This window comes from Sorangium sp. So ce204, from assembly GCF_051526795.1.
GTDB lineage: Bacteria > Myxococcota_A > Polyangia > Polyangiales > Polyangiaceae > Sorangium > Sorangium cellulosum_B.
This window is the reverse complement of record NZ_CP150317.1, coordinates 9,801,295-9,828,116: the sequence shown is the minus strand read 5'-3', so window position 1 is coordinate 9,828,116 and position 26,822 is coordinate 9,801,295. Positions and strand designations below refer to the sequence as shown.

General features: G+C 70.3%; 18 protein-coding genes. 14 read left to right on the top strand and 4 right to left on the bottom strand.

The features are described 5' to 3' along the window. The first annotated feature begins 3 nt into the window (after positions 1–3). Entirely contained in the window at positions 4–198 is a 195-nt protein-coding gene (locus WMF22_RS36880) for a hypothetical protein (protein WP_437294617.1), read from the top strand. Between the two features lie 87 nt (positions 199–285). Here WMF22_RS36880 and WMF22_RS36875 read toward each other — a convergent pair whose 3' ends face one another. Continuing rightward, positions 286–1,380, bottom strand: coding sequence for a sigma 54-interacting transcriptional regulator (locus tag WMF22_RS36875; protein ID WP_438032793.1), 1,095 nt, complete (start codon positions 1,378–1,380; stop codon positions 286–288). A 390-nt stretch (positions 1,381–1,770) separates the two neighbouring features. Between WMF22_RS36875 and WMF22_RS36870 the strand changes: the two genes are divergently transcribed. Together WMF22_RS36870 and WMF22_RS36865 are read left to right on the top strand one after the other, a co-directional pair. Continuing rightward, positions 1,771–2,100 carry a DUF2934 domain-containing protein gene (locus WMF22_RS36870; protein ID WP_438032792.1) on the top strand — a complete coding sequence of 110 codons (330 nt, stop codon included), beginning with the start codon at positions 1,771–1,773 and terminating at the stop codon, positions 2,098–2,100. A 301-nt stretch (positions 2,101–2,401) separates the two neighbouring features. Further along, positions 2,402–6,277, top strand: coding sequence for a protein kinase domain-containing protein (locus WMF22_RS36865; RefSeq protein ID WP_438032791.1), 3,876 nt, complete (start codon positions 2,402–2,404; stop codon positions 6,275–6,277). Positions 6,278–6,514: 237 nt separating this feature from the next. Here the strand turns inward: WMF22_RS36865 and WMF22_RS36860 are convergent, their stop codons facing one another. Further along, on the bottom strand, positions 6,515–6,730 hold the full coding sequence (locus WMF22_RS36860; RefSeq protein WP_438032790.1) for a hypothetical protein: 216 nt from the start codon (positions 6,728–6,730) through the stop codon (positions 6,515–6,517). A 670-nt stretch (positions 6,731–7,400) separates the two neighbouring features. Between WMF22_RS36860 and WMF22_RS36855 the strand changes: the two genes are divergently transcribed. From WMF22_RS36855 to WMF22_RS36835, 5 genes are all read left to right on the top strand, one after another. Continuing rightward, complete coding sequence (locus WMF22_RS36855; protein ID WP_438032789.1) at positions 7,401–8,639, top strand: pectate lyase family protein; 1,239 nt, start codon at positions 7,401–7,403, stop codon at positions 8,637–8,639. A gap of 265 nt (positions 8,640–8,904) precedes the next feature. Continuing rightward, positions 8,905–9,342: a CBS domain-containing protein gene (locus WMF22_RS36850; protein WP_437294611.1), complete on the top strand. Its 438-nt coding sequence runs from the start codon at positions 8,905–8,907 to the stop codon at positions 9,340–9,342. A gap of 90 nt (positions 9,343–9,432) precedes the next feature. Beyond that, a complete protein-coding gene (locus WMF22_RS36845) occupies positions 9,433–10,368 on the top strand; it encodes a hypothetical protein (RefSeq protein ID WP_438032788.1) in 936 nt (311 codons plus the stop codon). 88 nt (positions 10,369–10,456) lie between these two features. Continuing rightward, positions 10,457–11,932, top strand: coding sequence for a hypothetical protein (locus WMF22_RS36840; RefSeq protein WP_438032787.1), 1,476 nt, complete (start codon positions 10,457–10,459; stop codon positions 11,930–11,932). A 217-nt stretch (positions 11,933–12,149) separates the two neighbouring features. Beyond that, positions 12,150–12,620 carry a cupin domain-containing protein gene (locus WMF22_RS36835; protein WP_437294608.1) on the top strand — a complete coding sequence of 157 codons (471 nt, stop codon included), beginning with the start codon at positions 12,150–12,152 and terminating at the stop codon, positions 12,618–12,620. Between the two features lie 54 nt (positions 12,621–12,674). Here the strand turns inward: WMF22_RS36835 and WMF22_RS36830 are convergent, their stop codons facing one another. Then, positions 12,675–13,568 (bottom strand): sigma-70 family RNA polymerase sigma factor, encoded by an 894-nt coding sequence (locus tag WMF22_RS36830; protein WP_438032786.1) that lies wholly within the window; start codon positions 13,566–13,568, stop codon positions 12,675–12,677. Between the two features lie 136 nt (positions 13,569–13,704). On the opposite strand from WMF22_RS36830, the gene WMF22_RS36825 reads away from it, so the two are divergent. Beyond that, positions 13,705–14,184 carry a carboxymuconolactone decarboxylase family protein gene (locus tag WMF22_RS36825; protein WP_437301657.1) on the top strand — a complete coding sequence of 160 codons (480 nt, stop codon included), beginning with the start codon at positions 13,705–13,707 and terminating at the stop codon, positions 14,182–14,184. A gap of 26 nt (positions 14,185–14,210) precedes the next feature. Here WMF22_RS36825 and WMF22_RS36820 read toward each other — a convergent pair whose 3' ends face one another. Further along, complete coding sequence (locus WMF22_RS36820; protein WP_438032785.1) at positions 14,211–15,173, bottom strand: hypothetical protein; 963 nt, start codon at positions 15,171–15,173, stop codon at positions 14,211–14,213. Positions 15,174–15,490: 317 nt separating this feature from the next. Here WMF22_RS36820 and WMF22_RS36815 point away from each other — a divergent pair, with 317 nt between their 5' ends. The 5 genes from WMF22_RS36815 (at position 15,491) to WMF22_RS36795 (ending at position 26,639) form a co-directional block, all read left to right on the top strand. Then, the gene (locus WMF22_RS36815; protein ID WP_438032784.1) at positions 15,491–16,621 is read left to right on the top strand and encodes a beta-ketoacyl-ACP synthase III; all 1,131 of its coding nucleotides are present in this window, start codon (positions 15,491–15,493) and stop codon (positions 16,619–16,621) included. A gap of 28 nt (positions 16,622–16,649) precedes the next feature. Further along, a complete protein-coding gene (locus tag WMF22_RS36810) occupies positions 16,650–17,348 on the top strand; it encodes an iron-containing redox enzyme family protein (protein ID WP_437294604.1) in 699 nt (232 codons plus the stop codon). Positions 17,349–17,376: 28 nt separating this feature from the next. After that, the gene (locus WMF22_RS36805) at positions 17,377–18,255 is read left to right on the top strand and encodes a DUF6999 family protein (protein ID WP_438032783.1); all 879 of its coding nucleotides are present in this window, start codon (positions 17,377–17,379) and stop codon (positions 18,253–18,255) included. A gap of 249 nt (positions 18,256–18,504) precedes the next feature. Then, complete coding sequence (locus WMF22_RS36800) at positions 18,505–24,498, top strand: AAA family ATPase (RefSeq protein WP_438032782.1); 5,994 nt, start codon at positions 18,505–18,507, stop codon at positions 24,496–24,498. Then, positions 24,495–26,639 (top strand): response regulator, encoded by a 2,145-nt coding sequence (locus WMF22_RS36795; protein ID WP_438032781.1) that lies wholly within the window; start codon positions 24,495–24,497, stop codon positions 26,637–26,639. The genes WMF22_RS36800 and WMF22_RS36795 overlap by 4 nt, the downstream gene beginning before the upstream one ends. The last annotated feature ends 183 nt before the right edge of the window (positions 26,640–26,822 follow it).

The following is a 26,822-nucleotide window of genomic DNA, read 5'->3' as shown; positions in this document are numbered from 1 at the left end:
CGCATGAAGATCGACTCGCTTACAGGCACGCTCGAGCTGGAAAGTGGTCTGGTGTTGTCGCCGGCGCTGAGTCGCTCCCAGTTCCTTGCGTCATGCTCGGCGCCCACGCGTGTCCAGAACACCGATCCGCTTGGCAACCATGAGAATGGGACGCCAGAAGACGCCAAGACACGCCAGAAGACGCCAAGAAAACAATAAAATTCTGGCGTCTTCTGGCGCATTTTTGGCGTCTTCTGGCGTCCCAACTTCTCGCTGTTTGCGCGCGGCTTCAGCCCGTCCGTCGCTCTAGCGATCGCTCAGCGGCTCCTTGTCGCGCGCGTCCGCGGCGAGGTACTGGCGCAGGTGCCGGCGGAGGGAGACCCGCGTGATCCCGAGCGCGCTCGCCGTGCGGGTCACGTTGCCGTTCTGAGCCGCGTAGACCGCGAGGATGTGGCGGCGCACGGCCTCCCCGAGCGACGCGCTGCCGCGCGCGGGCGGCGACGGCCGCGGCGCGCCCGGCGGGCCCGAGCGCGGCGGAGCGCTCGCCGGCCGCGGCGCCGCGATCTCCGGCGGCAGGTGCTCCAGATCGAGCGGCGCCCCGTGGGCTCGGAGGAACGCGCGCTCGACGACGCCCCGGAGCTCGCGGACGTTCCCCGGCCAGGGGTACGCCTCGAGCTGCGTGAGCGCGCGCGGGGTGACCCCGGCGCTCGCGAGCCCCGTCGCGCCGCTCTGGCGCTGGAGGAAATGCTCGACCAGCCTGCGCACGTCGCCGTCGCGCTCGCGCAGCGGGGGGAGCGAGAGCGCGAGCCCGCCGACGCGCCGGTGGAGCGCCTCGTGGAACGACCGCCCGAGGACGCGCGCGGCGAGATCCTGGCTCGTCGCGGCGATGACCCGCACGTCCGCGACAAGCGCCTCCCCGCCGCCGATCCGGCAGAGCGGCTCCCCGTCGAGCACGGCCAGGAGCCGGGGCTGGAGATCGAGCGGGAGCGCGCCGATCTCGTCGAGGAACAGCGTGCCCCCCCGCGCGAGCTCGAGCAGCCCGGGGCGCGCCGTCGGCCGCCCGTCCGCCCCGGCCGCCACGCCGAAGAGCTCCTCCCGGAGGCGCTCGGCCGGCAGCCGCGCCGCGCTCACCGCGACGAAGGGGCCGCCCGCGCGCGGGCTCGAAGCGTGGAGGCGCCGCGCGCAGAGCTCCTTGCCCGTGCCAGGCTCGCCCGTGATGAGCAGCGGCGCGCGCTCGTGCTCCGAGAGCCGGCGCAGCTGCTCCATCGCGCGCGCCCAGCGCTCCGAGGCGCCGATGAGCCGCACCTCGCTGTCGTCCTCGACCCAGACGACGCGCGTCATCCCGCCGCCGGACGAGCAGAGGTGTTCCGTGCGCCGGGAAGGGGCCGCGCTTTCTTCCACATCGCATCTCCTCGATTCATGGGCAGACGGCGAGCGACGCGCCTGCCGTTGTCTGGATTACCGAGCTTTCCTCGGCGCAGGCGGCGACCGGGGATGGGCCGCCATGAGCGAAAATGGGAACGACGGTGGGAACGACAGATGGACGATGGATGGACGATGGCGGATGAACGTCGGCCACGAGGCGGCGACGAACAACGAGGGATGATGGCTGACACATGCCGGGTGATCTCACCCGGTCAGCGACATCGACTCTACCGCGAATCACGGTCTCTTGGAAGGGAGATCCCGACCGGCGGCGGGGGGGGCGCCGAGGAACTACGTGCTCAAAATTTGTGCGTACGCGCGGACCTGGGTTAGTCGACCCGTGTACCCGAAAGGAGAGACGACGAGATGAGCTCGAAGCGCAAGACCCCGGCCCGCACGAAGACCACCCGGGCAACGAGCCCGGTCGCCTCGGCGCAGCCCGAGAGCGCGGTCTCTGCCCCCGTCGCCGTCGAGATGCCCTCTGCGGCCGTGGAGCGCGCCGCAGAGCGCGCGAGCGCCGGCGCCCCGAAGGCCGCGCCTCCGCGCCCGCGGCTGTCGCGCGAGGAGCGCCACGGCCTGATCGCCAAGGTGGCGTATGGATATGCCGAGAGGGCCGGCTTCCGGAACAACCCCGTTGAAGACTGGCTGAACGCCGAGCGCGAGGTCGACGCGCGGATCGAGCGCCTCGCCAGCTGAGGTCTCCGCCGCGGCGGCGCCGGCGGCGCGAGGCCGCGCGCCCCTGCGAGCGCGCCCCTGCGGGCGCGACAGGCGCGCTCGCGCGGGCGTGAGCGGCCCCGCCGGCCGGCGAGGGCGGGCCGCGGCCGCGCTCCCGCCGCTCCCGCCGGCCCGGCGGCTGCGCCCGCGGGCCTTCGAGGCTCGTAGCCGCGCCGCGGGATGAGTATCCTCGCGCTCCGCGTGGGCGGTGGGCCCACGGTTCGCGGTCCACGCGCGCCCCGGCCGCCTGGACCGCGGAGGTCTGCACACCGATACTTGCGCCATGCATTCAGGTCACGTCCTCGCCAACCGCTTCCAGCTGGAACGCCTCGCGGGCTCCGGCGGGATGGGCGCGGTGTGGCGGGCGCTCGACCGGCAGAGCGGCCACGTGGTCGCGCTCAAGGTGATCTTCAACCAGGGCAGGGAGCACGTCGTGCGCTTCCAGCGGGAGGCGCGCCTGCTCGCCGAGCTCGAGCACCCCGTCGTCGCTCGCTACATCGACCACGGCGTCACGGCGGACGGGCTCTACTACCTCGCCATGGAGTGGCTCGAGGGCGAGGACCTCGGCGCGCGGCTGTCGCGCGGGCCGCTCGGGATCGAGCACAGCCTGATGCTCGTCGGCCGCGTCGCCGAGGCGCTCGCCGCCGTCCACGCGCGCGGCATCGTGCACCGCGACCTCAAGCCGACCAACGTGTTCCTGCCCGGCGGCGACATCGGGAGCGCGAAGCTCATCGACTTCGGCATCGCGCGCCAGGCCGACGCGACGTACGAGCTCACCCTCACCGGATCGGCGATCGGCACGCCGGCTTACATGGCGCCGGAGCGCGTCCGCGGCGACGTCGACGTCGACGCGCGCGCCGACCTCTACTCGATCGGGTGCCTCCTGTTCGAGTGCCTCACCGGGCGCTCGCCGTTCGTCGCCCAGCACCCGCTGTCCGTCCTCGCCAAGGTGCTCTTCGAGGCCGCGCCGCGCCCGAGCACCTTCTGCCCGAACATCCCGCCGCCGCTCGACCTGCTCGTGGCCCGGCTGCTCGCGAAGAACCCCGCGGAGCGCCCCGCGGACGCGGGCGAGGTCGCCGCCGAGCTCCGGATGCTGAGCGTCGTGGAGGGCAACATGTCCACGGGCAACGGCCTGCCGACGCCCGCGCTGACGAAGAGCGAGCGGCGGCTCGTCAGCGTCGTGCTCGCCGCCGAGATGAGCGCCGGCAGGCGCGGCCCACCGTCGGCCCGCCCGCAGGCGATCGCGGGCCCTGAGCGGGCGAGCGACACGATGCTGTCGGGGCACCACGCGACCGTCGTCTCCGGCAGCAAGGACGCGCTGCCCGAGGGCCTGCTCGCGCCGGCGCCGCCGGCGAGGCCCCGGCCCGCGCCGCCGCCGACCACGCCGTTCCACGAGGTCCGGCAGGCCGCGCAGGCGCACGGCGCGGTCCTGGAGGTGCTCGCCGACGGCTCGGTCGCCGCGGTCGTCGCCGGCGCGGGCTCGCCGACCGATCTCGCCGGCAAGGCCGCCCGCTGCGCGCTCTCGATCCACGCGCTGCTGCCCGGGGCGTGGGTGGCGCTGGCGACGGGCTGGGACGTCATCGCCGGGACGCAGGCGGTGGGGCAGGTCATCGACCGCACGGGCGCGCTGCTCGACGCGCGGGTCCGCCACGCCGCGGAGGATCCGTCGTCGGGCCGGCCGGTGCTCATCGATCAGATGACGGCCGCGCTGCTCGGCGATCGCTTCGAGATCGCGGCGGGCAGCCAGGGCCCCACGCTGCTCGGCGCGCGCGAGCCGCAGGACGGCGGGCGCAAGGTGCTCGGGAAGCTCACGACCTGCGTGGGGCGCGAGCGGGAGCTCCGGGCGCTGGAGGACGTGCTCGACGAGTGCGCGACCGAGGGGGTGGCGCGCGTGGTGCTGGTCACGGCCGGGGCGGGCGTCGGCAAGTCGCGCCTCGCGCACGAGCTGCTCCGGCGGGTCGAGGCGCGCAGCGAGCCGGTCACCGTGTGGCGCGCGCACGGCGATCCGATGTGCGGCGCGGCGCCGCTCGGGCTGCTCGCGCAGACGGTGCGGCGCGCGGCGGGCCTGCTCGACGACGAGCCCGCGGAGGCGCGGCGGGAGAAGCTCGCGGCGCGGGTCGCGCGGCACGTCGGCGAGGCCGCGCGGGAGCGGGTGACGGAGCTGCTCGGCGAGCTCATCGGCGCGCCGTTCCCGGAGAGCCCGGCGCTGCGCGCGGCGCGGCAGGATCGCGCGGTGATGGAGGAGCAGGCGCGGCGGGCGTGGCTCGATTTCCTGCGGGCCGAGTGCGACGCGCGGCCGGTGCTGATCGTGCTGGACGACCTGCACTTCTGCGATCGCGCGACGGTGGACACGCTCGACGCGGCGCTCCGGTTACTGCGGCACCAGCCGCTCATGGTGCTGGCGCTGGCGCGCCCCGGGGTGCGCGAGGCGTTCCCGGGCCTGTGGGAGGATCGCGAGGCGACGGAGATGCGGCTCGGGGAGCTGTCGCGCCGCGCGTGCGAGCGGATCGTGCGGGAGGTCCTCGGCGACGCGCCGCCGGAGGCCGAGCTCGCGGCGCTCGTCGACCGGTCGGCGGGCAACGCGTTCTTCCTCGAGGAGCTCGTGCGCGCGACGGCGGACAGGCGGGCGGGGGAGGTGCCGGAGACGGTGCTCGCGATGATGCAGTCGCGGATCGCGGCGCTCGAGCCCGAGGCGCGCCGGGTGCTCCGGGCCGGGGCGGTGATGGGCGAGGTGTTCTGGCGGGGCGGTCTGGAGGCGATGCTCGGCGGGGGCGCGCAGGTGCCGCAGCTCGAGTCGTGGCTCTTGACGCTCGAGAAGCGGGAGCTCCTCGAGCCGCGGCCGGAGTCGATGTTCCGCGGGGAGCCGGAGTTCGCGTTCCGCCACGCGCTCGTGCGGGACGCGGCCTACGAGATGCTGACGGACGCGGATCGGGCGCTCGGCCACTGGCTCGCGGCCGAGTGGCTGGAGCGCGTGGGCGGGGACGATCCGGCGGTGCTCGCGCTGGTCGACTGCCACCTCGGCCGCGCCGTGGACGGGGCGCTCTCGCTCGGGAACGCGGACGGCGCGGCGGGGCACCTGGCGCGCGCGGCGGGGGTCCGCGTGCGCCGCGGCGAGTTCGACGCGGCGATCGCCGCGATGACGCGGGCGTTCGAGCTCGCGGACGTCGCGCGGCGCAATCCCGACGAGCTCGCCCGGTGGGTGGAGATCCTCTCGAAGGCGGTCGGCCACGCGCGCCGCGCGCCGTCGCTGCCGGCGGCGTCGGACCGCATCCTCGCGCGCGTCGATGCGGTCGGCTCGCTGGAGCTCCGGGTGAAGCTGCGCATCGAGCTCGCGCGCGCGCTCGGGGCGACCAACCTGTTCCGGCTGTCGCACGACCTGCTCGACGACGTTGTCGAGATGGCGGTGGGGCGCCGCGAGCTCCTGCAGGAGGCGCTGACGGTGGACGTGGAGGTCTCGTGCCTCCAGGGGCAGCTCGCGCGCGCGCGGCGGGCCGCGCTCGACCTCGCCGCGCTCGGGCCGCTGGACGATCCGCGGGCGCTCCAGTCGGTCGTGCTGGCGCGGGCGACCTCGGGGGATCGGGCCGGGGCGCTGGAGGCGCTGTCGCGCTGGGAGGCGGCCGCCCCGGGCGATCGGGTCGCGGAGGCGGTGCGGGCGAAGCTGCTCGTGACGATCGAGCTCTACGCGGGGGATTTCCGGGCCGCGGCGGCGGCGTGCGAGCGCGCGATCGCGCTGGACCGGGCGCTAGGGCTGCGGTTTGACGGGGTTGTGAACCTTCACAACCTGGCGTACGCGTGTGTGCGGCTGGGCGAGCACGAGCGGGCGCGGTCGCTCTTCGCCGAGTCGCTGGAGCGGGCGGACGAGGCGGGGTACGATCGGGTGGCCGCCTCGAACCGGATGTACCTGGCGTACCTGGACGGGGTGGCGGGGGCGGGGGACGCGCGGGAGCGGCTGCAGGCGCTCATCGCGCGGGCGGAGGAGCAGGGCTACTGGCACGACGTGCTGCAGGGCCGCTGGGCGGCGGCGATGCTGCTGAAGAACGCGCGCAATGACGCGCTGGCGCGGCGGGAGTTCGAGGACCTTCTGGAGCTGTCGGTGCGGCTCGGGGATCCGCTGCTGGAGAAGGACGCGCGGGCGTGGCTCGACCGCGTGGAGCGGTGAGGGGAGGGGGCGCGGCATTGGTGTTAACCAAGCGCGTTCAGGCCCCCAAGCCGCGCCCCCAGCAGTCACCAACGCCGTCGTGGTCGTGAACGTGGTCGTGAACGTGGTCGTGGTCGTGGTCGTGGTCGTCAACGGCTAGGTCGTGAACGTGAACGTCTCGCTCCGGCGTTCCTCCGCCTTCCGCGATGTCGAGCAGAATGGAAAGCGCTGCTCGACGCAGCTGAGCAGCCAAATCCGTCAGCACGCGAGGAGCTCGATGTTGCGACAATCGTCGACCACGGTACCGGACGGAACGTCCACGTCTACGATCGTGTCGTCGACGACCACGACCACGACCACGTTCACGTTCACGTTCACGTTCACGTTCACGTTCACGTTCACGTTCACGTTCACGTTCACGTTCACGTTCACGTTCACGTTCACGTTCACGTTCACGTTCACGTTCACGTTCACGTTGGTTACCGTCTTCAGTGCGACATCGGGAGAACCGGACAGTCTCCTATCTCTCTCCTCCCCGTCTCCCTGTGTACTCTCGCTCTGTGGTGCTAGCCTCCACTCCCGCCGCACGCGTCGCCGGTGGCGACCCACTGCCCCTGTACGCAGTCATAGAACTGGTAGTCGGCGCCGCAGACGCTCTGTCCGCACGAGGCCGACACGGGGTTGCCGAGGTAGTCCGTGCCGCCCGTACACTGGCACGAGCCTGCGCACGCGATGCCGGCGGCGACCCACTGTCCCTGTACGCAGTCATAGAACTGGTAGTCGGCGCCGCAGACGCTCTGGCCGCACGAGGCCGATCATGATGGCAGGTGCACGGATGGGGCCGCGCTTCGAGCCTCCCCCTGTCACGTCCAGCGGGCCCACGCGCACCACCAGCCAGGAGTGCCGACGCGCCCGCGCCCGCCCGCGAGCAGCGGCAAGGCGACGGTGAGCCCCGCGGCCCCCTGGCCGCGAAGGCCGAGCTCCGCCTCAGGATTCGACGAGGATCGCGGTCCGGGAGCGTCCCGGCGATTTGTGACGGCTGGCGGGGGCGCCGCGCAACCTGAGGGAAAGAAGCTTGGCTTCCATCACCCGCAGAGGAACCATGCCCCACGCGTATCGACTCGCCTCCTTCTCGATTCTCGGCTTGCTGATCGCTTGCAGCTCGACGGATCCCGACGTCACGCCCGGCGCAGGCGCGAGCTCTGGAGGAACCTCCGGCGCGGGGGCGACGACCAGCGGCGGCGGGGCGACGGCGACGGGCGGTTCCGGTACCACAACGGGTGGAGCAGGCGGCGCCGGAGCCACGACCGGCGCAACGGGCGGCGTCACCGGGGGCGCGGCCGGCTGGGGTGACGCGGGCGCTGGCGGCGGGGATACGGGTGGAGCGGGCGCTGGTGGAGGGGACACGGGTGGAGCGGGCGCCGGTGGTGAGGGTACCGGCGGGTCGACCCCGGTTGGGGACCTCCACATCACGGATCCCGTTCCGGGCTTCGCGAGCGTCGCTGGCGGCACGACCGGCGGCGGCACGGATCTGAGCTCGGCCATCACGGTGGACTCGATGAGCGAGCTCCAGGACGCGGCGAAGGGCTCGACCCCGGCGATCATCCTCGTGAAGCCCGGGAACTACAGCGGGACGCTCGCGCCGGGCGCCAACAAGACGATCATCGGCATCGGCCCCGGCGTGACCATCACCGGCAACATCCGGATGAGCGGCGCCGGCGTGAACAACATCATCCTCCGCAACCTCGCCGTGCGGGGCGCGCGCTGCGCCAGCTACGACGAGTGCAAGGCCGGCGCAGACGCCGTCTACACGGGGAACGGCGCGCACCACGTCTGGCTGGACCATCTGGACATCTCCGACGGCCAGGACGGCAACTGCGACATCACCCAGGGAGCCGACTACGTCACCGTCTCCTGGTCGCGCTTCTACTATACATACGACAAGGAGCACCGGTTCTCGAACCTGATCGCCGGCAGCGACGACGAACCGGCGAGCCAGGGCAAGCTGCGCATCACGTACATGAACAGCCACTGGGGCGAGCGCGTCGATTCACGCCAGCCTCGCGGGCGGTACGGCAACGTCCACATGCTCAACAACTACCACAAGACCGGCGGCAGCCAGATCCACGGCGTGGGCAAGGACATGGCGCTCATCGCCGAGAACTGCGTCTATGATGAGAACAGGTCGATCTGGACGGACATGGGCAGTCCACGAGGCTGGAAGGGGATTGGCAACCAGGGGACCGGCGACGACTTGAACGACTCGAGGGGCACCGTCTTCGAGATCCCGTACCGCTACACGCCGATGCCGGCGTCCCAGGTCGTCGCGGCGGTCACCTCCAAGGAGTGCGGAGCCGGCAACACCTGCACGTTTGCTTACTGAGAGCTCCCCCCGGCGGGTAGGCCGGAGAGGGCCTCTTCGATTTCGGTTCGATTCCGGTTGGTCGAAAAGAGCGATGCCCTCGGTCTGAAATATCCATGCAACAAACGGCGTCCGCCTCAGCCCGGCCGCGCTCTCCACGCCAAGGCGAGCCCGGCCGTGAAGCGCGGGAAGCGAGGCGTCCAGGTGAAAAGAAGCCAAAAAATCGCGCATGAGCACGCTGCACGCGCGATTTTTTTGTCATCATTCCCTCAGGAAGGGGATGACCATGGATAGCATTGGCGAAATCCTCAACAGGAAGGGTCGGAACGTCTACACCATCTCGCCGGACGCAACCGTCTTCGAGGCCGTGCAGTCGATGTGCGTGCGGCGCGTGGGCGCGCTGCTCGTGAGCAGCGACGGATCGCCGAGCGGGATCATCAGCGAGCGGGACGTGATGACGCGGGTGATCCTGGCCCGGCGCGATCCGGCGGACACGCCCGTCGCGGAGGTGATGACGTGCGGCGTCGTCTGCGTCGAGCCGAGCACGCCGGCGCGGCAGGCCATGGCGGTCATGACCGAGCGACGCTGCCGCCACCTTCCCGTGGTCCAGGACGGGCGGGTGATCGGGATGATCTCGATCGGCGACCTCGTGCACTGGGTGAGCCGCGAGCAAGAGGCCGAGATCAAGATGCTGACCGAGTACGTGCAGGGGGTCTACAGCTGAGCGCCCGGCAAGCGGCTGCCTCCCCTCCGGGCTGCCTGTGCCATCGTCCCGCTGGATGGCCCCGGACGGAAAAAAAGATACGCTGTCCGCATGCGCCAGCTTGCTTTGTCCCTTGCCGCCCTCTCCCTCCTGCTCTCGTTCACCCCGCCAGCCCTCGCCGAGGAAACCGTCACGGAAGCGCAGTGGGCGAAGTCCTACGGCTTCCGTCTCGGCGTGGAGGCGGACGTGCTCACCAGCACCATCGAGGCGAACCTCCCCGACTGGGAGACCGTGAGCAGCGACGGGGCGAGCGGCGCGTGGGAGGGGAACTCCTTCGTGGCGTCCTTCGCGGCGGTCGCCCAGATCAAGCTCATCGGGGGGCTCCACCTCGACGCAGAGCTGCCGTTTGCGTACGGGAGCAGCCAGGCGAGCACGTCCGAACCGGCGGAGGGCGACGCCGCGACCGTCGCGCCGGAGCTCGAGGGGTTCTTCTTCGGCAATCCCTCGATAGGACTTCACTACGCCGGGAACATTTCTACCATGCTGATGCTCGTCGGCGGGCTCTCGGCCTCCATCCCCATCACGCAGGATCCGTCCGACGACACGAAGGCGGCCGCGGCGGCGGCGCTGGCCGTGCGGGGGTACTTCGACACGCAGCGGGCGCTCCTGGAGCACGTCCCGCTGCGGGCCCGCGGCGGCATCGAGCTGCGCCCGATCGAGGCGCTCTATGTGCGGAGCGATCTCGTGGCGATGTTCGCCATCCCCACGGGCGGCGGCGAGACCGAGTTCTTCATCGAGCAGAGCAACGAGGCGGAGCTGCGCAGCGTGGGCGGGTTCGGGGTCGGCGCGCGGCTCCAGGCCGCGTTCCCGCTCACACAGACCGACAAGATGCAGCTCGCGGCCGAGCCCTTCGTCGGGGTGGAGCCACCCGCGTCGGGCCTGTACTTCCGGGCCGGGCTGCTCGTGGCGCTGGACGAGCCGCTCGGGTTCGGCCTGGAGCAGGGCAAGCTCGCGACGCTCCGTCTCGCCGTGGGGGCCAGATTCTGAGTTGGCTTCGGCCGCGTGGCGCGAAGGGACAGGGCCTGCGCGGGATGGACCTGTGCTGGCGCGGGGGGGCTGCTAGATATCCCTGTGAATGAAGCGACGGACAGCAGAGCTCAGCGCCGAGGATCTGCAAGCGCTTGCGCGCTCCCCCAGCGAAAGTCTGCGCATCAAGGCGGGGCTGCACCCGCGCACGCCGCTCGCGACGCTGCTCTCACTCGCCACCGACCAGGCCATCAACGTTCGTCGCGCCCTCGCCCGCCGCACGGGCGCTCCTCGCGAGGTCCTCGCGCAGCTCGCGCGTGACGCCTCGCGCGCCGTCCGGTGCGCTGTCGCCGCCCATCCAGGCTGTGACGAGCCGCTCCGCCGCTTGCTCTGGACCGACGGCGACGGCAACGTGCGCGCGATCGCGAGACACGCCGCGGCGATTCCGCGTCACTTTGGCGAAGACCTCGCGCGAATCTCGCGCAACGAGCCGGTGGCCGCTTCCGTGCTCGCCGAGTTCGCCGAGCTCGGAGGCCAGGCACGCCGCGCCGTCGCTTCGCATCGCGAGTGTCCGCGCGACTGGCTCGAACGCTTCCGTCACGACGCCGACGCAGCCGTGCGGCTCGTCGCCGAGACGCGCATGGGTCTCTCGCTCGACACACTGCGTGCCTTCGCGCAGCACCGACTGGCTTCTTATCGCGCCATCGCCGCCGCGTCGCTGCCTTGGGACGACGCGAGGATGCCCGAGCTGCTCGCTGATCGGAATGAACGCGTCTTGCTCGCGCTCTTGCGACGGCCGGACTTCCCCGCCGCGTTTTACCCCCAGATCACAGACAGTCCGCCGCCCGCCGTGCGTCTGCTGCTCGCAACCCACGAAGCGCTCGATGCCGCGCACCTGCAGGGCCTGCTGCGCGACCCGCTCTCGGGTGTTCGTCGACGTCTGGCGCGGCGCCGCGCGCTGAGCGCCGAGCAGTTCGAAGTGCTTGCGAGCGACGACGACACCTGGGTGAAGCTCGAGCTCGTGAAGCGCCCCGATTGTCCCGAAGCGTGCCTGCGCCAATGGAGCCGTGCCTCGAGCGAGCTGTTGCGTCGCGCCGTGTTCGCGCATCCAGGCGTGACGCCCGACATCCTTGTCACCGCGAGCGCCCTGCGCGACAACCACTGCGAGATCGGAAAGCACCCGCTCACACCGGAGCATATCCTCGTCCAGCTGGCCGACTCCGCCGACCTCTTCGTCCGTGGCGCCGTCGCGCAGAATCCGAGCACGACCGAGCGCATGCTGTCGCAGCTCGCGCGCGACCCCGACTCGTATGTGCGCTTGCTCGTTGGCAGAAACGAGGCCTGTCCACTGTCCCTGCTGCTCGACCTCGAACACGACCCAGACTTCGTCGTGCGCCGTCACATCGTATGGCGCGCGGACTGTCCGCTCGATATCCTGGAGCGGCGCGCCACCGACGAGAACGCGCATGTCCGCTACGCCGTCGCGGACCACCCGCGAGCCACCGCCGCGGTGCTGTCGGTGCTGGCGCGTGACGGAGCGATGTTCGTGAGTTCGCGCGCCAAGGAGCGTCTCAGCGGCTCCTGACGACGCGGCTGGAGCGGGGGTAGGACGATTCGGAGGGGGCGCGTGCTGATTCGATCGGGGCGAGCGGGACGGGGGGAGCGCGCCTCGGGGAGGGGGCGGGGGCGCGGACGGGCTCGGATGCCGGTGCCCGCCCCCCTTGAACCCGGCGAGGTTCGCCTCCACGCTCGTGCCCACACCGCGCGGCCGCTGAGCGCGGCCGCTTTGCTCGGAGATGATCATGCCCCTCGAACGCCCTGCCCTGAACCCCAGCGATCTCGAGCCCCGCACCGGCTCGACGTACCCCGAGCCGTTTCCCGCGCGCGTCACGCCGCGCGAGAAGCGCGCGCTCGGCGACGCGCTCGGCCTGACGAAGATCGGCGTCAACCTCACCACGCTCTTCCCGGGCAAGGAGTCGGCGCTGCGGCACTACCACTCTGACGAGGACGAGCTCGTCTTCGTGCTGGAGGGCGAGGTGGTGCTGCGCACGGACGACGGCGAGCAGGTGCTCACGGCGGGTCAATGCGCGGGCTTTCCGGCCGGCGCGCGCAACGGGCATCACTTCGTCAACCGCAGCGCCGCGCCAGCGCGTTACCTCGAGATCAGCAACCGCGATCCCGAAGACGGTGTCGAGTATCCCGACGAGGATCTCGCCTTCCGCAAGGTGGGCGGCGAGTACGTCTACACGCACAAGGACGGAACACCTTACTGAGTGGATGAGGTGAGCACGCCTCCGAGGAGCGCGCTTCATCCAGAGAGGGCTTGTCTAGATCTCCAGCTGCGGTCCGTCGTCGAGGACCAACAGGTCGAGATCGCGGAGCTGCTCGCGGTCGCCCACGACGTCGATCCGGGCGATCTTGCCCTGCGCGAGGGTGAAGCGGAGCACCCGGAAGAGCCGCCCCTGCGGGGCGACGACGATGCCCACCGTGCCGTCCACGAGGGCGGGGCGGGCGAACCTGGCGCCGCGCGCGGCGGGGATCGCCTGCTTGGCCCAGGCGCGCGCGCCGCGGACCTCGCTCCCGGCCGGGGGCTTGGCCGTGGCGTCGGTGTGGATCACGACGTCCGGATCGAGGATCGCCACGAGCGCATCGAAGTCGCCGCCGCGCATGGCCGCGATGAAGGCGTCGACGACCTCGCGCTGGCGGCCCACGTCGGCGTCCGGGGACGGGGGCGCGCCCTGCACGCGGCGGCGGGCGCGGCTCGCGAGCTGCCTCGCCGCGGCCGGGGAGCGGCCCACGATGGCGGCGATCTCCTCGAAGGGCACCGCGAACAGGTCGTGCAGCACGAAGGCGAGCCGCTCGGCGGGGGTCAGCGTGTCGAGCACCACGAGCAGCGCGAGGCCGACGGAGTCGGCCAGCACCGCCTCGCGCTCGGGGTCGGTCCCGGCCTCGCGGTCCGCGGCGGGGTCGGGCGCGGCCATCGGGTCCTCGCGCCGCGCCTTGCGCGAGCGCAGCATGTCGAGGCACACCCGCGCCACGACCGTCGTCAGCCACCCGCCCAGGTTCTCGACGCCGCTCGTGTCGGCGCGGCTCAGGTGGAGCCAGGACTCCTGCACGGCGTCCTCCGCCTCGCTCAGGGAGCCGAGCATCCGGTACGCCACGGCCTGCAGATGGGCCCGGTGGGCCTCGAACCGCTCGGCCAGCCAACTATTTTCATCCATCGGTCACACTCCCTCGTCGTGCTTCGTCATGGCTGTGACGGACGAACTCTAGCCGATGTGACGACGCGAACGGACGTTCAGCGCCTCGTCACGGTTGGCGAGCACACCCGAACGCCTCGGGAGGAGCACGAACATGCTGAAAGCACGGATGAAGAACCCCGCGATGGTCATCCCCGACGTCATGCAGCCGATCTACGCCCTGATCGGCGCGGTGAAGAAGAGCGGCGTGCCGGCGCGGACGCTCGAGCTCGTCCACCTGCGGGTGAGCCAGATCAACGGGTGCGGCTTCTGCGTCGACATAGGCGCGCGCGAGATGAAGAAGACGGGCGAGACCGACGAGCGCATGTTCGCCGTGGCGGCGTGGCGCGAGACGCCCTATTTCACCGAGGCGGAGCGCGCCGCGCTCGCGCTCGCCGAGGCCGCGACGAGGCTCAGCGACCGCGCGGATCCGGTGCCCGACGCCGTCTGGGAGGAGGCCGCGCGGCATTACGACGAGCCGGCGCTCGCGGCGCTGACCCTGCACATCGGGCTGATCAACCTCTTCAATCGGTTCAACGTGACAACGAGGCAGATCGCCGGCTCGATGAAGTTGGATACGCGCGCGGACAACCGCTGACGGGGAGAAGCCGTGGGATTAGCGTCCTAGGAGCGACCAGAAAGGGCGCTCATGTCCCGGCGCGCGGTGAGCCATGCGGTCCCGGCGGCGGCCAGAAGCGCGGCGGCGCCGAGGACATAGAGCCGGCGCAGGGCGACCCTCGTCTCGTCCGGATCGAAATCGGTGAGCGAGCTCCGCGCGCCGCGCGGCAATACCCAGGCGTCGCTCCCGCCGCCGATCGCGCGCACCGCGCGCCCGAGCGTCTTCTCGGGCGCCATCCGGCTCTGAACGTACAGGATCCAGCGGCCCAGCGGCGTATGCCCCTTCGGCTTCTGCTCCATCGACGTGATGACGCGGCGGAGCTCGGCGGCCGTCTCGGCCGCGCTCCCCTCGCCCGGCAGGCGGGCCCACTCCCCGTGACCCGGCAACACCCACGCGAACCTCAGCCAGCCGGCCTCGGCCGCCGCGAGCAGATACCGCACCCAGCGGATCTGGCGCTCCCAGTCCTCCCAGCATTGCAATCGATGCGCCACGAGCTGACCCAGGAAGCGCGAGTAGCTCAGGTGATCGCCGGTGAACAGGAAGCGGCGTCGGTACAGGAGGCATAACGAGCCCGGCGTGTGCCCGGGCTGCGGCAACAGCATGATCTCGGCCTCTTTGGCCGCCTCTCTCGAGAGCGACTCCCCCTCGAGCGAGAGCGGGCCGAGCTCGTTCCCGGGCTTGATCTCCACGTCGCCGGTCGAGGGCATGTACTTGTTCTCACGGAGGTTCACGTCCGCGGCGCCGAGGATGCGGCGGCAACCCGGGAAGCGGCTGGCGAGCTCGGCGTGGTGGTTCGTATGGTCCCGGTGCGTCAGAAAGAGCCATCGCACGCCGCCGTGCTTCGCGAGCCAGCGGTAGTCGGCGGCGGCTCCGGGCCTGAGGCCCCCGAGGTACCGCGCCTCCCGGCCGTTCCGGCTGGCGATGGCCGAGAAGCCGCTGGTCTCGATGCTCCCGCAGGTTCCGGCCAAGACGGGCGCGAGCGCGAGCGAGAGCGCGAGGACGCGACCGACATGATCTGATGAATCCTTGGCGGCCCCCTTTCATACCAAGGATGGCGAGGGATGCGGGATGCGCCCGCGACGAAATCACCTCAGCGCGCCTGGGCGCTGCGAGGTGCCGCGGGCCGCGATTGTGGACAGGCGAAAACCGGGCCAGCGTCCGGCGGGCGAAGCCGGCGGTCGGCGAGACGCGACATGGTTATGCCTCGGCCCGGCGAGGGCGACTAAGGTAGTATTGATGGCCGCCGTGACGAGCTCCAAGCCCATGTCTGCCACGGAGAGGGATCATGGATCGTTCCGTCTACATCACCAGCACTGGCGCCTTTTTGCCTGGCAAACCGGTCCCCACCGAGGAGATGGAGCAATACATCGGCAAGATCAACGACAGACGCTCCAGGCTCGGGCGCCTCGTCCTTCGGCAGAACGGCATCAAGACACGTCATTATGCGTTGACACCGGAAGGCGTGCACCTTCACAGCAGCGCAGACATGGCGGCTCGCGCGATCCGGGACGCGCTTTCGCGCAGCGAGATCGCCGCGGAGAGGCTCTCCTTCCTGGCGGCGGCCACCACCCAGGGCGACCTCCTCGTCCCCGGTTTTGGCAGCGCGGTCCACGGCGAGCTCGGCCTGAGGCCCATGGAGATCGCGAGCTTTCAGAGCGTCTGTGCCAGCAGCATGATGGCGTTCAAGTCCGTCTACCTCCAGCTGAAGGCGGGCGAGCACGACTGCGGTGTGGCCTGCGCCGCCGAGTTCTCCAGCCGCTTCTTCCGCCCTGGCTTCTATGCCGGTCGGGAGCAGGAAGGCGAGGACTCCTCCGCCTTGATGGAGACCGAGTTCCTCCGCTGGACCCTCTCCGACGGGGCCGGTGCCTGGCTCCTGGAGTCCCGGCCGAACGAGGGGCGCCGCTCCCTGAGGGTGGAATGGATCGATCTCTGCTCCTACGCCGACCGCTTCGACCCCTGCATGTACGCGGGCACCTCCAGGAACCGGGCGGGTGAGAGGAAGCCCTGGAGTCACTACGACAGCCCTGCGCTCGCGGCGCAGCAGGGCGCCGTCGTCCTCAGGCAGGACTTCGATCTGCTTTACCGCATGTTCCCCGTGTGGGCGAAGCACTACCTCGAGCTCGTGGATCGGCGATGTCTGAGGCCCGAAGCCATCGACCACTTCCTCGCGCACTACTCGTCCCACTCTCTCCGCGGAGAGATGGTCAAGCTGCTCGCCAAGACCGGGGCGATGGTGCCCGAGGCTCGCTGGTTCACGAACCTCTATTCCCAGGGGAACACGGGGGCCGCATCCATTCTCCTCATGCTGCACCAGCTGATCGAGGAGCGGGATCTTCAGCCGGGCCAGCAGATCCTCGGCTTCATCCCGGAGAGCGGCCGCTGCGTCATCGCCTTCATGCTGCTCACGGTCGTCTGATCCGCCGTCATCACCAGGGAGGTTCAGGATGCTTCCAGAACGTACATCGCCTCGAGACGAAGATTCACCGCAGGCCGTCCTGCGCGGGCTGTCGTCCATCTGGCTGGATTTCGAGTCCCAGGTGCATCACATCCCGATCGTGCGGCGCGTGATCGATCGTCGCGTTCGCCTGGCCGATTACCACGAGCTCCTGCTGAACCACCGGGCGCAGGTCATGAACGGGGCGCTCTGGATCGCGCGCGCCGCCTCCAACGTCGGCCACGAGTTCGCCGAGCTGCGCTCGCGCTTCATCCGCCACGCGGCCGCGGAGCATCGCGATTACCTCATGCTGGAGCAGGATTACCTGAAGAGCGGCGGCGACCCGGCCGGGCTCGCGCGGCACGAGCTGAACATCGGCAGCGAGGCCCTGTCTGCCTGGATCTTCCATCGAGCCGATCAGCCGAACCCCTTCGATCTCCTCGGCGCCATGTACATCATCGAAGGCCTCGGCAAGCGGGTCGCGGCCCAGTGGGCCGAGCATGTGCAGTCCGCCCTTCGCCTGGAGGCGCAGGCGGTCAGCTTCTATCTCTATCACGCGAAGGCCGACGAAGATCACCTGGGCCAGCTGGAAGAGGCGCTCCGCTGTGGCATCTTGAACCTCCCGCGGATGGCGCCGAGAATCCTCAAGACCGCCCGGATCACCGCGCGACTCTACCGCCTCCAGCTCGAAGAGATCGGGAGCTACTGACATGGATTTTCAGGGCTTTTTCAGGAAGATGAAGCACGACCCCAGGGATCCCGATCCGTGGCTGGCCTTGTACCTGGACCGGTCCTTGCCGATCGACGAGAGGGCCAAGGCCGCCTTGCTGAAGAGCCAGCGCAGCTACGCGCGCAGGGTCGTGATGCCGATCGTCAGGCCGTTCGCCCGCCTGTCGATCTCCGGCATCAAGCTCATGAAGATTCTTGTCCCGACGAGCTGGCAGTCTCCGTGGTTGTTGCACCGGTCCATTTACTGGGGTCTGAGGTTCTTCGTCGCCCCGGAGGCCAATTATCTTATCCTACGTCACTTCACCATCGGTACGGAGATCTTGAAATTCATCGAGGACAACGTCCCGGGCATCGATATCGAGACGACCACGCCGCTGAGGACCAGGAGGCTGGAGGACCTCTTGAACAACACGTTCACGGTCCACGATCTGACCTTCTACAACTTCATCATCGAGCTGAACGAGAAGCTTCGCGCAGAGGGGCGTGAGATCGAGCCCCGGAAGGAGGTCGACCTCTCTGCCATCACGGACGACGACGCGAGCATCGACGACCTCCCGAACACCTGGCTGAATGTCGTCGACCTGCAGACCGCCATCGAGATCTACACGCCGCTCTATGCGCTGTTCCTGTCTGACCACCATTTCTGGCGGGCGAGCAACTCGCTGCAGCTGGACGAGATCATCGCGCTCTACATCGGCAAGATCCTGAACGACCCGCTGCCTGTCGCCCTGGTGCACAACCATCATCCCATGGTGCCCAGATCGACGCTCGACGCCGGTTTCCGGTTGACGCTACACGGCCTCGACTCCGAGACCCTGCACGGACACCTGAGGAAGCTGAAGGCAGAAGCGAAGAGAGCGGCGGCCCAGGGAACCCTCGCGCCGTGACGATCTCCTGAATCCTCCTCCTCGAACCGAGGCTTCTTCGGTCGGCGCGAGCTCTCGATGCACATGACGCTCGGCCCGGGTGCAGCAGGAACCCGCTCGGTCGCCGGGAAGCGCTGAGGCGACCACGGCCTCGTCGTGCAGCAGAGGTCGTCCGAAATAAATTCCAGAGGCAGGATCGCTGGTCGCATTCCGTCCTGCTCGACACTACGATGAGGCTCCGACAGCAGCGCCCCTGCGAGGGGGGCAACGATGGAGCTGCGGGATTACACGCTGGAAAAGGTAATCTACGACGGCAACGAGACGCGGGTATGGCGCGCGGTTCATGCCCCCTCGGGGGCGCGCGTGGCAATCAAGATCCCGGTGGCCGAGGTGGCCAGTCCGCGCGTGATGGGGCGGCTGATCCACGAGCACCAGGTGCTCATGCAGCTCGCCGAGGTGCCCGGGGTGGCGCGCGCGCGGGCGCTGGAGCAGCGGGGCGGCACGGCGGCGCTGGTGCTCGAGGATCCCGGCCTCGGGTCGCTCGATCGCCTGCTCGCCAGTCAGGGGCGCGTGCCGGTCGGGGCGGCGCTGCGGCTCGGCCGGCTCCTGTCACGGGTGCTCGAGGGCGTGCACGCCGCCGGCGTGATGCACAAGGACATCAAGCCGCAAAACGTGCTGGTGGACGAGGCGTGCGAGAGGGTCACGCTGCTCGACTTCGGCATCGCCTCGCTGCTGTCCCAGGAGGCGACCGAGGCGAGCATCCCCGAGGCCCTGGAGGGGACGCTGGTCTATATTTCCCCGGAGCAGACGGGGCGCACGGCGCGCGCGCTCGATACGCGCACGGACCTTTACTCGCTGGGGGTGACGCTCTTCGAGGTGACGTCGGGGCGGCTGCCGTTCACGGAGCGTGATCCGCTCTCGCTGGTGCACGCGCACCTGGCCAAGGACCCGCCTCCGCTCGATGCCGTCGCCCCGGAGGTGCCGAGGGCCGTGGCGGCCATCGTGGCGAAGCTCCTGGCCAAGGATCCCGAGCGGCGCTACCAGACGGCCCGCGGCGCGGCGGAGGATCTGGAGGAGGCCCTCCGTCAATGGGACGAGCGGGGCACGGTGGAGCCGTTCGGCCTGGGAAGAAAGGACTTCTCGCGCAAGCTCCGGTTGCCGCAGGTGCTCGTGGGGCGGGAGCGCGACGTCGAGCGGGTGGGTGAGTCGTTTGCGCGCGCCGCGCAGGGCATGACGGAGCTCCTGCTCGTCGGCGGCCCCTCGGGCATCGGCAAGACGGCGCTCGTGCGCACCGTCTACAGGGATATCGCGCAGGCGGGGCGCGGGCTCCTGATAGCGGGAAAGCACGATCAGCTCGCGCGGTCGACGCCCTATGCGGCGCTGGCGCAAGCGTTCGGGGCGCTGATGCGCCAATGGCTCTCCAGCTCGGAGGCGGTGCTCGAGGCCTGGCAGGAGCGGATCCGGCGCGAGGTCGGGGACAACGCGCGGCTCATCGCCGACGTCGTGCCGGAGCTCGATCTGGTCATGGGCAAGCTGCCGCCGGTGCCGCCGGTGGAGGGCGAGCAGGTGCTCAACCGGCAGAAGCTCACGTGGCTGAATTTCGTGCGAGCCGTCACGGCGCCGAACCCGCCGCTCGTGATGTTCCTGGACGACATGCAATGGGCCGACAGCGCCACGCTGATCATCCTGCAGACCTTGCTGACGGACGTGGAGCGCAAATCGCTGCTGGTGATCGCGGCGTACCGCGATAACGAGACGCCGCCCGAGCACCCGCTGTGGAAGCTCGTGGAGGCGGTGGAAAAGAGCGAGGCCAACGTCTCGCGGATGACGGTGGGCCCCCTGTCGGCAGAGCAGGTGCAAAAGTGGTGCTCGCGGACGCTGGAGAGCGAGCCCGCGCGGGTGGAGCCGCTGGCGCGCGTGCTCTCGCGCAAGACCCGTGGAAACCCCTTCTTCCTGGAGCAGCTGCTGCTCTCCCTGCACCGGCAGAAGCAGGTGGTGAGGGACCCGGAGACCGGGGCGTGGCGGTGGGAGCAATCGTCGCTGGAGAAGGCGAGCGTCACCGACAACGTGGTGGCGCTCCTGACGAACAAGGTGCGTGAGATGCCCGAGCCGACGCAGCAGCTCCTGGGGCTCGCGGCCTGCGCAGGCCACACGTTCCATCTGCACGACCTGGAGCGGCTCAGCGGGTGGGAGCGCGCCCGCGTGACAGGGGCGTTATGGCCGGCGCTGGACACAGAGCTGGTGGTGCCGGTCGATGGGGCCTACCGCCCCGCGCAGGCGCTCGGGGTCATCGGCGCGGCGGCGATGGACGCCGCCTACGGCGCGGCGGCGATGGACGCCGCCTACCGGTTCCTGCACGACCGCGTGCAGCAGGCGAGTTACGAGCGGATCTCGCCGGAGCAGCGGGTGCTCGCGCACCTCGAGATCGGCCGCCGGCTAGAGGCGCGCCATCACGCCGAGGGGGGGACGGCCCAGCAATTCCTGGAGCTCGTGCGGCACCTGAACCTGGGCGCGGCGCGGCTCGAGTCCGTGGAGGAGCGCAAGGAGCTCGCGCGGCTGAACCTGGAAGCAGCGCGCGCCGCGATGGCGGCGAGCTCGTACCGGTTGATGACCAACCTGCTGGACAGCGCCCAGGCGCTCCTCGGCGAGCGGGCCTGGGAGCAGGAGCGCGCGCTGTCGGTGGAGATCGGGCTCGAGCGCCTGGAGGCCGCCTATCTGCTGCGGGAGTTCGACGACGTCGAGGCGCGGGCGCTCGCCTTGCTGGAAAGGCCTCTGCCGGAGGTCGCCTGGCTCTCGGCGCAGGAGATCCGCACGCGCTGCTGCGTCGCCACGGGCCAGTACACGCGGGGAATCGGGCTCGGGATGGCCGCCCTCGCGAAGCAGGGCATCACGTTCCCCGACACGGACGAGGCGTGCCAGGTCGCGCTCCTGCGCGAGTCCACCGCGCTGGATCGATGGCTCGATCGCGAGCCGGACGGGTTCGATCGAATGCAGGTCGATCCGTCGCTGGAGCACCGGCTCATCGATGCCCTGATGACGCAGGCGCAGCTCTGCGCGATCTACGGTGGCCGGCCGATGCTGTATTCGCTCGTCATCGCCCGCATCGTGTCCGAGGCGATACGGCGGGACGCGCTCACGCCCGCCGCCACCCTCATGATCTGCAGCTTCGCCAACGCGTGGTCGGTGGCGACGGGCATGTACCGCCGCACCATGCGCTGGCTCACGCCCGGGGTGCGCGCCGCAGAGCGCGTGGGCTCCGCGATGCTGCCCGAGTGCCTCGCGCTCAAGGGGATCTACCTCGGCCACTCGAGGCCCATCGATGAAGCGTCCCCCGTCTATGAGCAAGCCATCGCGGCCGGCCTGAAGATCGGGTCGTTTCAAGGCACGAGCTGGGGGCTCCTGTGCGACTTGCTCTACTACCGGCTGTGGCGCGGCCTGCCGCTCGGCCAGGTCGACGCGCAGCACAAGGCGCGCTGGGAGCTGGTGCAGCGCGCGGGGGACGCCGTGGGGCGACACCACTTCGAGCTTGTCGCGTCCTTTTGCGAGGTCTTGATGTCCCCTGACGGCGAAGGGCGCCTCCTGGAGGAGGAGCCGTTGCCGCGAGGTTCTCGCTCTCTCCTTGCCGACGGGGACAGGTACACCGGAGGGTTCGCTCGTACGCTGGAAGGGTATCTGTTCTGCGCCGTCGGGAAGTGGGAGCGGGCGCTGTCGAGGATGCGGGAGGCGGAGCAATTCCAGGCGGACCTCCTCGGCATCCCGATGGTGACGGACATCGCGCTCTTTCTCGCGCTCGCGGCGGCGAAGCGCTGGCCCGACGCCGTCACGGACGAGGAACGGGCGCGGCTGCGGCAGCACATCGAGCGCAGCCTCGCGCGATTGCGCTACTTCACCGAAGGCTGCGAGGCCAATTTCCTCCACAAGCTGCGCCTCGGCGAGGCGGAATACGCCCGCGTCCTGGGCAAGCGCGACGAGGCAGCGGCCAGATACGACGAGGCCATCGAGCTGGCCCGCGAGCACCGCTTCCTGCACATCGAGGCCCTGGCAGCCCAGCTCGCCGCCGAGTCTCGGCTGGAGGAGGGCAAGGGCCACGTCGGGGCGATGTACCTGCGCGAGGCGCGCGAGGCCTACGCGCGCTGGGGTGCTGACGCTGTGGTCGCCCATCTGGGCGCGAGGTATCCCGCCGTGCTCAAGGCGTCCATGCACGAGTCGGCCTCCGAGCGCACGACCGTGACGGCGACCACCACGACCACGGGCGGGTCCACGGGCGCGCATTTCGACGTGAAGACGGCGGTGCGCGCGGCGCAGGCGCTCTCGGGCGAGCTCGACCCGGGGCGCGTGGTCGGACGGCTGATGGAGCTCACGCTGGAGAACGCGGGGGCGCAGCGCGGCGCCCTGGTGCTCAGCGAAGGGGAGGCGCTCTCGGTCGTCGCTCGTTTATGGGTGGAGGGGACCCGCATCGAGGCGGGCCTGTCGGAGCCCCTCGGGCAGAGCCACGACGTGCCGGTGGCGGTGGTGCAATATGCGGCCCGCACGGGCGAGCCGGTGGTGACGGGCGACGCGCGGTCCGACGCGCGCTTCGCCGGCGACCCGTACCTGACATTGCACGCGGTGCTCTCGCTGCTGGCGCTGCCCTTGACGCATCGGGGCCACGTGGTGGGCGTGCTGTACCTGGAGCACCGCGACGTGCCGTCGGCGTTCCCTCCGGCGCGCGTGGAGCTCCTGTCGGTGCTCGCCTCGCAGGCGGCGATCGCCGTCGAGAACGCCGTGCTGTACCGGGACCAGGAGGTCAAGATCCAGGAGCGGACGGCGGAGCTGCGGATCGCCAAGGAGGCGGCCGACCGCGCCAATCGCGCGAAGAGCGATTTCCTCTCGAGCATGAGCCACGAGCTGCGCACGCCCCTCAATGGCATCCTGGGATACGCCCAGTTCCTCATGCGAGCGCCCGAGCTCTCGCCGAAGAGCCGCGAAGGGGTGCAGATCGTGAAGAGATCGGGCGAGCACCTGCTGGCGTTGCTCAACGACCTCCTGGACCTGGCGAAGATCGAGGCGGGCAAGATGGAGCTCGTCCCCCGGAGGTTCGACTTTCCCTCCTTCGTGCGCAACGTGGTGGATCTCTGCGGCGTGCGCGCCGAGCAGAGGGGCATCGCCTTCACCCACGAGGTGCGGGGCCCGGCGCTCGCCGCCGTGCACGCGGACGAGAAGCGCTTGACGCAGGTGCTCCTGAACCTGCTCGGCAACGCCATCAAATTCACCGAGCGCGGCGCGGTCACCCTGCTCGTCGACGTTCTTGATGAGGGAGGAGCTGGTCCGCGCGACGTGCGCTTCCGGATCGAGGACACGGGCACCGGCATCGCCCCGGAGCACCTCGCGCGCATCTTCGAGCCCTTCGAGCAGGTGGGAGACCAGCGGGTGAAGAGCGAGGGCACGGGGCTCGGCCTCGCCATCAGCAAGAGGATCATCGAGCAGCTGGGCGGGACCATCCATGTCGAGAGCGAGCTCGGCAAAGGCAGCGCGTTCACGGTGACGCTCGCGCTCGCCGAGGCGCCCTCTCCCGCGGCCGCCGACGAGGCCCCGGCGTGGGCCACGATCACCGGGTATCGCGGCGAGCGCCGCAAGGTCCTCGTCGTGGACGACAACCCTCGCAACCGCGCCTTGTTCTGCGATCTGCTGGTCCCCATCGGCTTCGACCTCGTCGAGGCCGACAGCGGCGAATCCGCGCTGCGGCTCGCCCTGGAGCACAGGCCGGCGCTGATCCTGATGGACCTGGCCATGCCAGGCCTGGACGGCTATGAGACCACGCGCCGCCTGCGGCAGATGCCCGAGCTCGACGGGGTGGTGATCCTGGCCTCGTCGGCGAACGTCACCGCCGCCGAACAGCCGAAGGGGGCCCACGCCGGCTGGGACGATTTCTTGCCGAAGCCGGTGCATGCCAGCCTGCTCTTCGAGAAGATCGCGCGTTTTCTGCGCGTGGAATGGACGCATGAACCGGTGAACGCCGCCGCCCCCGCGGTGGTGAAGGGGGATGACGCGCTGGCGCCGCCCTCGGCCGAACAGCTCTCGCTGCTGTCGCGGCTGGTGGCGTCGGGCCGTATCCGGAAGGTGCTGGCGGAGGCGGAGCGGATGCAGCAAGTCGAGCCGCGGCTCGGCCCCTGGCTCGATCAGCTCCAGACGCTGGCGCGGACGTACCAGATGCGGAAGCTGCAGGAGTTCGTCGAGGAGCACGCCGCGGCAGGCCAGGTGGCGGCCGACGGTCGGCGATCATGAGCAGAGCCTCCGCGCCCGGCGCTCGTGAGCCCACGATCCTCATCGTGGACGACATGCCCACGAACCTGGCCCTGCTGGTGGATCATCTGGAATCCGCGGGTCATCAGGCGCTCGCCGCCGAGGACGCGGAGGCGGCCCTGAAGCGAGCCAGCCTCATGAAACCCGACCTGATCCTGCTGGACGTGGTGATGCCCGGGATCGACGGGTTCGAGACCTGCCGGCGCCTGAAGGCGGCCGAGGGCACCCGAGACATCCCGGTCATCTTCATGACCTGCCTCGGAGAGGTGGCGGACAAGCTCGTGGGGTTCGAGGCGGGCGGCGTCGATTACATCACCAAACCGTTCGAGATCGAGGAGGTGCTCGCGCGGATCAGGACGCATTTGAGCTTGCGCGAGGCGCAGAAGGAGCTCGAGGCGAAGAACGCGCAGCTCCTGCGTGCTCACCAGGAGCTCGAGCAACGGGTGCGAGAGCGCACGGCCGAGCTGGCGAGCTCGAACGCCGCCCTCGAGGCGGAGAACGCCGAGCGCCGGCGCGCGGAGGTCGCTTTGCGCGAGAGCCAGCGCCTGCTTCAGGCCATCATCGACAATTCCACGGCGGTCATCTTCGTCAAGGACCTCGAAGGACGGTATTTGATGATCAACCGCCGCTACGAAGAGCTGTTCCATGTGACCGCGCGGTGGATCGCCGGCAAGACCGACTATGATTTGTTCCCCGCGGAGTGCGCCGACGCGCTCCGCGCCTTCGACCGGCAGGTGGTGGCGGCCGGGGGGCCGCTGGAGATGGAAGAGATCGTGCCCCACGACGATGGGCTCCACACGTACATCGCGATCAAGTGTCCGCTCTTCGACGAGTCGGGCCGGGCGTATGCGGTCTGCGGGATCTCCACGGACATCAGCGATCGAAAGCGGACCGAGGCGGAGCGGGAGGTGCTCCTCTCTCGGGAGCAGGCGGCGCGGGCGGATCTCGAGCGTACGGGGAGGCTGAAGGATGAGTTCCTGGCGCTCTTGAGCCACGAGCTGCGGACGCCGCTCACCGCGATCCTCGGCTGGTCGCAGCTGCTCCGCCTGCGCGGCCCATCGGACGAGATCCTGGGCCGGGCGCTCGGGACGATCGAGCGGAACGCGCGGGCGCAATCCAAGCTCATCGACGATCTCCTCGACATGTCGCGCATCATCGGCGGGCGGCTGAGCCTCGACGTGGAGGTGGTCGATCTGGGCGAGATGCTCGAAACGCTGCTGGAATCGGCGGAGCCGGCGGCGAAGGCGAAGGGGATCCGCCTCGATCTCAGCGTCGAGTCGGCCGGAGAACAGGTCATGGGGGACCCGAACCGCCTCCAGCAGATCGTGTGGAATCTGGTCAGCAACGCGATGAAGTTCACGCGGCAAGGCGGGCAGGTGAAGGTGTCGCTGCGCCGCGAGGGGTCGTATGCGCGCCTCGCGGTGAGCGACACGGGGATCGGCATCGCGCCGGAGTTCTTGCCGTACGTATTCGAGCAATTCCGGCAAGCAGACGCCTCGACCACGCGCGAGTACGGCGGGCTGGGTCTGGGTCTCTCGATCGTGCAGCACCTGGTGGGGCTGCACGGGGGGACCGTGGAGGCGGCCAGCGCAGGGAAGGACCTGGGGGCGAGCTTCACGGTGACGCTGCCGCTTTCGGCCAAGAACGCCGAGGCGCTGGCCAGAGGAGAGCCGCCGTCGATGCCGCAGCGCCGGCCGTCATGGCACCGCGCCGGGGAGCTCTTGAGCCTGAAGGGGGTGCGGGTGCTCGTGGTGGACGACGAGCCGGACACGCGAGAGCTGCTCCTGCGGATACTGACGGAGTGCCAGGCGGAGGTGCGGACGGCGGGTTCGGTCGTGGAGGCGCTGGCGGAGCTGGAGCGGGACCAGCCGACGGTCCTGGTGAGCGACATCGGTATGCCGCACGAGGGCGGGTATGAGCTGATCCAGAAGGTGCGGCAGTTGCCGGAGGAGCGTGGGGGGAGCGTGCCGGCGCTGGCGTTGACCGCCTTCGCGCGCGCCGAGGACCGCGCGCGGGCGCTCATGGCCGGATACCAGATGCACCTGGCCAAGCCGGTGAAGCCACCGGATCTGGTGGCGCACGTGGCGACCCTGGCCGGGCGAATCCATGGCGGGGCCAGATGAGGATCGACGCCGCCTGCTCCGATCCGTTCGCCGCGCACGCCGGGCACGGCGCGCTCCGAGATCAGCTTCACGCCCGCACATTGTGGACGGGCTGCACCCGGGTTGGAGAGCACGGCGGCGCCGCGGCGGATTTCCCTCGAATGGCCGTGCGGACCGCTTGATACAGCGCACAGAAGGGCTCTA

Excerpts from the sequence above, each read along its gene's own strand:
- WMF22_RS36800 (WP_438032782.1), top strand. The coding sequence starts at position 18,505 with ATGGAGCTGCGGGATTACACGCTGGAAAAGGTAATCTACGACGGCAAC.
- WMF22_RS36880 (WP_437294617.1), top strand. The coding sequence starts at position 4 with ATGAAGATCGACTCGCTTACAGGCACGCTCGAGCTGGAAAGTGGTCTG.
- WMF22_RS36870 (WP_438032792.1), top strand. The coding sequence starts at position 1,771 with ATGAGCTCGAAGCGCAAGACCCCGGCCCGCACGAAGACCACCCGGGCA.
- WMF22_RS36805 (WP_438032783.1), top strand. The coding sequence starts at position 17,377 with ATGAAGCACGACCCCAGGGATCCCGATCCGTGGCTGGCCTTGTACCTG.
- WMF22_RS36840 (WP_438032787.1), top strand. The coding sequence starts at position 10,457 with ATGAAGCGACGGACAGCAGAGCTCAGCGCCGAGGATCTGCAAGCGCTT.
- WMF22_RS36795 (WP_438032781.1), top strand. The coding sequence starts at position 24,495 with ATGAGCAGAGCCTCCGCGCCCGGCGCTCGTGAGCCCACGATCCTCATC.
- WMF22_RS36830 (WP_438032786.1), bottom strand. The coding sequence starts at position 13,568 with ATGGATGAAAATAGTTGGCTGGCCGAGCGGTTCGAGGCCCACCGGGCC.
- WMF22_RS36845 (WP_438032788.1), top strand. The coding sequence starts at position 9,433 with ATGCGCCAGCTTGCTTTGTCCCTTGCCGCCCTCTCCCTCCTGCTCTCG.
- WMF22_RS36835 (WP_437294608.1), top strand. The coding sequence starts at position 12,150 with ATGCCCCTCGAACGCCCTGCCCTGAACCCCAGCGATCTCGAGCCCCGC.
- WMF22_RS36815 (WP_438032784.1), top strand. The coding sequence starts at position 15,491 with ATGGATCGTTCCGTCTACATCACCAGCACTGGCGCCTTTTTGCCTGGC.
- WMF22_RS36810 (WP_437294604.1), top strand. The coding sequence starts at position 16,650 with ATGCTTCCAGAACGTACATCGCCTCGAGACGAAGATTCACCGCAGGCC.
- WMF22_RS36865 (WP_438032791.1), top strand. The coding sequence starts at position 2,402 with ATGCATTCAGGTCACGTCCTCGCCAACCGCTTCCAGCTGGAACGCCTC.
- WMF22_RS36850 (WP_437294611.1), top strand. The coding sequence starts at position 8,905 with ATGGATAGCATTGGCGAAATCCTCAACAGGAAGGGTCGGAACGTCTAC.